Origin of the sequence: Methylophaga sp. OBS4, assembly GCF_026319305.1 — a bacterium.
Taxonomy (GTDB): Bacteria; Pseudomonadota; Gammaproteobacteria; order Nitrosococcales; family Methylophagaceae; genus Methylophaga.
In genome coordinates this window covers 1-6,423 of sequence record NZ_JAPDMV010000059.1, presented here as the reverse complement: position 1 = coordinate 6,423, position 6,423 = coordinate 1, and the positions used below count along the sequence as shown (strand labels likewise).

The following is a 6,423-nucleotide window of genomic DNA, read 5'->3' as shown; positions in this document are numbered from 1 at the left end:
AATTAAGACCTGTTTATTTTCAGCCAGCATGCGTTGGGTAAGTTCAATATACACTTCCGTTTTACCGCTACCGGTAATGCCTTGCAGTAAAAAAGGATGGAATGCGTTATGGCGTTGCCAGATCTGGTCGACGACTTGTTGCTGTTCCTCATTGAGTTTACAGGGCAGCGCCAATTCAGAGCGTGGGATAGGTAAACGGGCTTGCTGAGTTTGTTTAATCAGGCCTTTATCTTCAAGGCTTTTTAAGGTGCTGCTGATATTACCCAGCTGGTTTTTTAATGCCGATTGACTGATACCGTCCGGATAATCTTCCATTAACGCCAAGCACTGTTGCTGTTTCTGCCCCAACTTTTTTTCGGTTTCATATTCGGTTTTTGACCACCAGGCTTCCTGCTGCAGCTGAGCATCTTGTCCCAGCCGCAGTTGTTTAGGTAATGCCGCTTGAAAGCATTCTCCTAACGGATGGTGATAATAACGGCTCACCCAGACAATGCTTTGCATCAGCTCATCGGGGATTAACGGTGTCTGATCCAGTTTTGCTTCGATTTTTTTTAGTTTACTGATATCGGTTTCGCTACTGACGGCACTGGCCTGCATGACAATGCCGATACAGGAGCGGTTGGCAAAACTGATTTTGACGCGCATACCGGCTTGCCACGTGTCGACGGGTTCATCGGCAAGGTAATCAAAAAGCTGTCTGAGTGGACAAGGTACTGCGATGTGAACAATGCTGGTCATTAAATAAACAATAAGAAAGAAAGAATATTTTTTTGATGATGTTAATGATTTATGCCTGTTGATATCTGCATGAATCTGATAACACTATTTTATTCAGCATCTTATCCTGATCAGATGCTGTTGATAACATTGATCGTGCGCAAGCGATATCTTGTGGATAAAAACGTGAGTTATCCACAGGCAAAGTTATCCACAGCTTGTGATCGATCTTATATCGCCTTTATACAGGACATATACCGCAGCCAAAAAAGGATTATTGATTCGGATGAATTTTTGCGAGCTGCTATGCTTAGCCATAAATTTTAAGAGCGCTAAAGATGAAAATAGCAATTATTGTAGCGATGGATGAGCAGGGATTGATCGGCAAAAATAATGATTTGCCCTGGAAGATTTCAGCCGATTTACAGTTTTTTCGCCGTACCACCATGGGTAAACCCCTTATTATGGGGCGTAATACCCATGAATCGATTGGCAGGCCGTTACCGGGACGGAGAAATATTATTGTGACCCGTCAGCCGGATTATCAAGCTGAAGGCTGTGAGGTTGTGCATTCAGCTGAAGCGGCGTTGTCGGCCTGTCAGGATGCTGAGGAAGTCATGGTGATGGGCGGTGCTTCTCTTTATGAACAGCTGTTGCCACGCTGCGACCGGCTTTATTTAACGCGAGTTCATGCCCGGCTTGAAGGGGATACCTGGTTTCCTGCCTGGGATGAAAATGACTGGCAACTGCTCAGTTGTGACGACCACCAGGCGGACGAAAAAAACGAGTTTGATTACAGCTTTATGTTGCTGGAACGCCGTAAATCTTAAAAATAGCTGCCAACGGGTGACAACGACTCGTCAACAGATCTCAGGATGTAATAATTCTTAAAGCATGCTGCAGGTGTTCTGCTGTTTCGTAACCGAGATCGGTCAGATAGCCGCCATCATCCTGGGTAATAAGCCCTTTGTTGTACAGGCTTTGAGCGGCGTTGATAAGCCCTTCCCTAGCGGTGTTATGAATTTTGATGCCTTCCTGAGTACTTTCCAGCGGAAATTGCAGCAGCACTTCAATTTCATCAATCAGGTTTTGTTTGATAGTCATATTCAACGCCTCTTTGCGGGGGATGGTTTCAAGCTAAAATAGCATATAAACCGGCACTGAAAACGCGGGCTGTGAGAATTATTTTGCAGAGTTATAGCCGTGGCGCCTGGAAAGGCACGATATCAGCGAGACAAGAAGCTGCTCTATTAACGGCATAACATCACTGGAATAGTGATTCTTTTGCAAGATGGTATACAAGTCTGGGTCTGCGGATGTAACCTTATGACTTGCTATAGGGGAGGTAAGGACAATGACGGCACCGCTTATTTCAGATAATCCTCTGTATCGTTTGTTAAGGGACGGTAAGGTAGAGGAGTTCAATCAGCGAGTGGCGGCTGGTGAACAGGTGGACTTAACCGGTTGTGATTTTCGTCATCTGAACCTGCAGGGATTGCAGGCACAGGGACTGGATTTCTCTGACAGTTATTTCCGGCAGGCTGATTTGCGCGGCATTGATTTTTCGCAATGTGTCAGTCTGGAGGGCGCCAGTATTCATGCTGCCAAGATTTCGGGCGTCTATTTCCCCGACAAGCTGAGTGCAGACGAGATTTTATTGTCTCTGGAACATGGCACCAGGATGCGTTACCGCAGTTAGAAGTGGCTCAACAATAGGGTTTGTGCCTTGTCTCTGCGTGCGAAGGCATTTTGAGGCTGCTTCTACTCTTCCGCTGCCTGTGCCCGTTTAGGCAGCCAGCGGGAACATAGCAGCCCTAGTTCGAATAACAGCCACACAGGCAAGGCAAGCAGTGTCTGAGAGATAATATCCGGAGGCGTCAGCAGCATGCCGATCACAAAAGCGCCGACAATAATGTAAGGTCTTTTCTGTTTCAGGCTTTCAACTGTTGAAGCGCCGGTCCATACCAGTAATACTGTGGCGATAGGCACTTCAAAAGCCAGGCCAAAAGCAAAAAACAGTTTTAACACAAAATCCAGATAACTGCTGATATCGGTCATCACCGCGACCCCTTCCGGCGCTGCCTGAGTCAGAAAACCAAAAATTAGCGGAAACACCACAAAATAGGCGAACAATATACCCAGCAGAAATAAGAGTGTGCTGGCGAATAACAGCGGGAAAACAATCTTGCGTTCATGTTCGTATAAGCCCGGCGCAACAAATGCCCATAACTGATACAGCAATATCGGCACTGCCAGCATGATCGCGGTGCTCAGCGTGAGTTTGAATGGTGTCAGGAAGGGGGAAGCCACTTCCGTAGCAATCATGGAGCTGGTTTCCGGCAGATGTCTCAGCAGAGGTTCCGACAGAAATATGTATAATTCGTTAGCAAACGGAAACAAACAGAGCGCAATGATAAGCACGGCCAGAATCGCGCGCAGCAGACGATCTCGCAGCTCTATCAGATGTGATATCAACGGCTGCTGATTATCATCATTTTCCATCAGTGTCCTGCTTATGTTGCGAAGGCGGGGTGGTATCGTCGAGAGAGATATTTTCGTTCAAATCAGGCATATCGTCAGGTTGTTTGAGCGCCTGTTTCAGTTCTTCCGCCCGTAATTCCTTGGATATTTCGTTGCGGATAGATTGCAGCGATGCCTGCGCCCGACCTATCCACAGACCGGTTACACGAATCAGCTTGGGTAACCGTTCGGGGCCGACCACAATCAAGGCCACCACAGCGATGAGCAGGATTTCCCAGAAACCTATATCAAACATGGCAGGGCTACCGCTTGAACCTAGCTGGGGTGTTTGTCTTTATCTTTTTCAGTGTGCTGACTGTTTTGCTGTTTTTCGTCGTGTTCAATGGCGTTGTCTTCATCCGCAGATTGCTGACCTTCACGCATTGAATCTTTGAAGTTTTTGATCGCACTACCCAGATCGCCGCCCAATGAGCGAATTTTCTTGGTGCCGAACAATAAGATGACGATGACCAGAACGATAAGTAACTGCCAGACACTGATTCCACCAAATCCCATGAGTCTCTCCTATTTAAAGCCAGGCAGACTATGGCCGCCGAGTAAATGAAAATGCAGGTGATCTACTTCCTGTCCGCCGCCGGGACCGGTATTGATAATGGTTCTGAAACCGGTTTCGAGGCCCTGGCTCTGCGCCAGTTCAGGTAGTTTAAGCATCATATGGGTAATAAGCGCCTGATGTTCCTGGGTCAGATCATCCAGGCGATCAATATGTATTTTGGGAATCACCAGTAAGTGTACGGACGCTTTCGGATAAATATCCTTGAATACATAGATTTGATCATCTTCATACACCATGTCGGAAGGAATCTCACCGGCGAGGATTTTGCAGAAAATACAATCGTTCATTATTTACCCCTGCTGGCTTTTTCTTCGATCCCGGATAAGCCGAAACGACGGTCCAGTTCATCCAGGACCAGTTGCGGATCGATATCATTATGCGCCAGTAACACCAGACTATGAAACCGCAGATCTGTGGTTTCATAGATAATTTCGTCCCGCGCGCCACCTTTACCGGCAATCACGGTCTCGACCGCTTCTTCACCGAGTTTTTTGAGAATTTTATCAGTGCCGGCGTGATAGAGGCCGGCCACATAGGAGCTGTCCGGATCGGCCTGTTTACGCTCAATCAGCACCCGGCCCAGTTTATTGATAATATCGCTCATCGGTAAATCTCTTGCGGGTCTTTCAAAACCGGCTCGACAGCCTGCCATTCATCTTTTTCCAGTTTCTGGAAAAAGCAGTGATGGCGACCAGTATGGCAGGCAATGCCACCCTTTTGAACAACTTCCAGCAATAGCGCATCGTTATCACAGTCGAGACGGATGGATTTGACGATTTGCTGATGGCCTGACTGTTCCCCTTTATGCCACAGTTTTTGCCTGGATCGTGACCAGTAAACGGCATGTCCTGTCTCAGCCGTCAGCTTTAATGCTTCACGATTCATCCAGGCAAGAGTAAGTACTTGCTTTGTTCCAAACTCCTGTGTGATAACGGGCACCAGACCATCCTGATTCCATTTTACCTGATCCAGCCAGGCCATCAGAGCCGAACCTCAATGCCCTGGCTGGCCATTTGCTGTTTGGCCTCTTCCACTGTGTGTTCACCAAAGTGAAAGATGCTGGCTGCCAGCACCGCATCGGCATGGCCGAGCTTGATACCGTCGGTGAGATCCTGCAGTTTGCCGACGCCGCCCGAGGCGATAACCGGGACACTGACCGCATCACTGATGGTACGGGTCAGTTCCAGATCAAAACCGGATTTGGTACCGTCTTTGTCCATACTGGTTAGAAGAATTTCACCGGCACCCAAAGCTACCATTTTTTTGGCCCATTCCACGGCGTCAATGCCGGTTGCCTGCCGACCGCCATGGGTAAATATTTCCCAGCGCGGTGAGTCACCCTCAGCGGATACCCGTTTGGCATCAATCGCCACCACAATACACTGAGAGCCGAATCTTTCAGCGGCTTCGCGTACGAATTCCGGATTCTTCACTGCCGCCGAGTTAATGCCAACCTTGTCGGCGCCGGCGTTAAGCATACGACGGATATCATCTATCGTACGGATACCGCCACCGACAGTCAGCGGAATAAATACCTGACTGGCCACCGCTTCCACTACGTGGATCATGGTATCGCGCTCATGATGGGTGGCGGTGATATCAAGAAAAGTGATTTCATCGGCGCCCTGCAAGTCGTAACGCTTGGCGACTTCGATGGGATCGCCGGCATCACGGATATCGACGAACTGCACGCCTTTGACGACGCGTCCGTCATCGACATCCAGGCAGGGAATAATGCGTTTAGCGAGGCCCATAATGAATCCGGTTAAAACGCCAGTGGCGGGTTAAGACGATCGGCCAGCTCCTGACCTTTCTTCAGATCGATGCTGCCTTCGTAAATCGCACGTCCGAGAATTGCGCCGGTCACACCTTCATCTTCACAGGCACACAAAGCTTCGATATCGTCATAGCTGCTGACACCGCCGGAGGCAAATACCGGGATCTGAATGGCGCTGGCCAGTTTGCGGGTCGATTCCAGGTTCACACCCTGCATCATGCCATCACGGCTGATATCAGTGTAAATAATCGCTTCCACGCCGTCCTGTTCGAACTGCTTGGCAATATCAATCACATCGTGGTTGGAGAGTTTGGACCAGCCATCGATGGCGACTTTGCCGTCTTTAGCGTCCAGACCGATAATAATGTGGCCGGGGAATTCCGCGCAGACATCACCGACAAAATGCGGTGCGTTGATGGCTTTAGTTCCCAGAATGACATAACGAACACCGGCATGGAGGTAGGCCTCGATGGTTTCTTCATCGCGGATACCGCCACCGACCTGTACATCCAATTCAGGGAAGGTTTTGCAGACCTCGTGAATGACTTCCGCATTGACCGGATTACCGGCAAAAGCACCATCCAGATCGACCATATGCAGTCGTTTCGCCCCTGCTTCCACCCATTTGCGAGCAACGGCAACCGGGTCTTCCGAGAATACGGTATTATCTTCCATCCGCCCCTGACGCAAACGCACGCAGTGACCTTGCTTTAGATCAATGGCAGGGATTAACAACATAAATCATTCTCCGTTTAGTTGAGAAACAATCAAGACTGCTCGGCTCAGTTTACAAAATTCTCCAGTACATGCACGACAACCCATTGACTTCTAT

The 6,423-nt window shown here is 48.7% G+C and carries 12 protein-coding genes; 2 read left to right on the top strand and 10 right to left on the bottom strand.

Going from position 1 to position 6,423, the window contains the following annotated elements; genetic code table 11:
- Positions 1–738 (bottom strand): DEAD/DEAH box helicase family protein (locus OMP95_RS12360; RefSeq protein WP_266329291.1); only part of this gene is annotated, 738 nt, incomplete at its 3' end.
- A gap of 317 nt (positions 739–1,055) precedes the next feature.
- Between OMP95_RS12360 and folA the strand changes: the two genes are divergently transcribed.
- Entirely contained in the window at positions 1,056–1,547 is a 492-nt protein-coding gene (gene folA, locus OMP95_RS12355) for a type 3 dihydrofolate reductase (protein WP_266329289.1), read from the top strand.
- 40 nt (positions 1,548–1,587) lie between these two features.
- On the opposite strand, the gene OMP95_RS12350 is transcribed toward folA, so the two are convergent.
- The gene (locus tag OMP95_RS12350; protein WP_266329287.1) at positions 1,588–1,821 is read right to left on the bottom strand and encodes a TIGR02647 family protein; all 234 of its coding nucleotides are present in this window, start codon (positions 1,819–1,821) and stop codon (positions 1,588–1,590) included.
- 250 nt (positions 1,822–2,071) lie between these two features.
- On the opposite strand from OMP95_RS12350, the gene OMP95_RS12345 reads away from it, so the two are divergent.
- Positions 2,072–2,416, top strand: coding sequence for a pentapeptide repeat-containing protein (locus tag OMP95_RS12345; protein ID WP_266329285.1), 345 nt, complete (start codon positions 2,072–2,074; stop codon positions 2,414–2,416).
- A gap of 62 nt (positions 2,417–2,478) precedes the next feature.
- Here the strand turns inward: OMP95_RS12345 and tatC are convergent, their stop codons facing one another.
- From tatC to hisA, 8 genes are read right to left on the bottom strand one after another with little or no spacing between them, the layout of a single operon-like run.
- Complete coding sequence (tatC, locus tag OMP95_RS12340) at positions 2,479–3,219, bottom strand: twin-arginine translocase subunit TatC (RefSeq protein ID WP_266329283.1); 741 nt, start codon at positions 3,217–3,219, stop codon at positions 2,479–2,481.
- Positions 3,209–3,493, bottom strand: coding sequence for a Sec-independent protein translocase protein TatB (gene tatB, locus OMP95_RS12335; protein WP_266329281.1), 285 nt, complete (start codon positions 3,491–3,493; stop codon positions 3,209–3,211). The genes tatC and tatB overlap by 11 nt, the downstream gene beginning before the upstream one ends.
- A gap of 20 nt (positions 3,494–3,513) precedes the next feature.
- Positions 3,514–3,753 carry a Sec-independent protein translocase subunit TatA gene (tatA, locus tag OMP95_RS12330; protein WP_266329279.1) on the bottom strand — a complete coding sequence of 80 codons (240 nt, stop codon included), beginning with the start codon at positions 3,751–3,753 and terminating at the stop codon, positions 3,514–3,516.
- Between the two features lie 9 nt (positions 3,754–3,762).
- Positions 3,763–4,101 carry a histidine triad nucleotide-binding protein gene (locus OMP95_RS12325; RefSeq protein ID WP_266329277.1) on the bottom strand — a complete coding sequence of 113 codons (339 nt, stop codon included), beginning with the start codon at positions 4,099–4,101 and terminating at the stop codon, positions 3,763–3,765.
- Complete coding sequence (locus OMP95_RS12320) at positions 4,101–4,418, bottom strand: phosphoribosyl-ATP diphosphatase (RefSeq protein WP_266329275.1); 318 nt, start codon at positions 4,416–4,418, stop codon at positions 4,101–4,103. The genes OMP95_RS12325 and OMP95_RS12320 overlap by 1 nt, the downstream gene beginning before the upstream one ends.
- Entirely contained in the window at positions 4,415–4,795 is a 381-nt protein-coding gene (hisI, locus tag OMP95_RS12315) for a phosphoribosyl-AMP cyclohydrolase (RefSeq protein ID WP_266329273.1), read from the bottom strand. The genes OMP95_RS12320 and hisI overlap by 4 nt, the downstream gene beginning before the upstream one ends.
- Complete coding sequence (hisF, locus tag OMP95_RS12310) at positions 4,795–5,568, bottom strand: imidazole glycerol phosphate synthase subunit HisF (RefSeq protein WP_266329271.1); 774 nt, start codon at positions 5,566–5,568, stop codon at positions 4,795–4,797. Before hisF ends, hisI begins: the two co-directional genes overlap by 1 nt.
- 11 nt (positions 5,569–5,579) lie before the next feature.
- The gene (gene hisA / locus OMP95_RS12305; protein WP_266329268.1) at positions 5,580–6,329 is read right to left on the bottom strand and encodes a 1-(5-phosphoribosyl)-5-[(5-phosphoribosylamino)methylideneamino]imidazole-4-carboxamide isomerase; all 750 of its coding nucleotides are present in this window, start codon (positions 6,327–6,329) and stop codon (positions 5,580–5,582) included.
- Between the last annotated feature and the right edge of the window lie 94 nt (positions 6,330–6,423).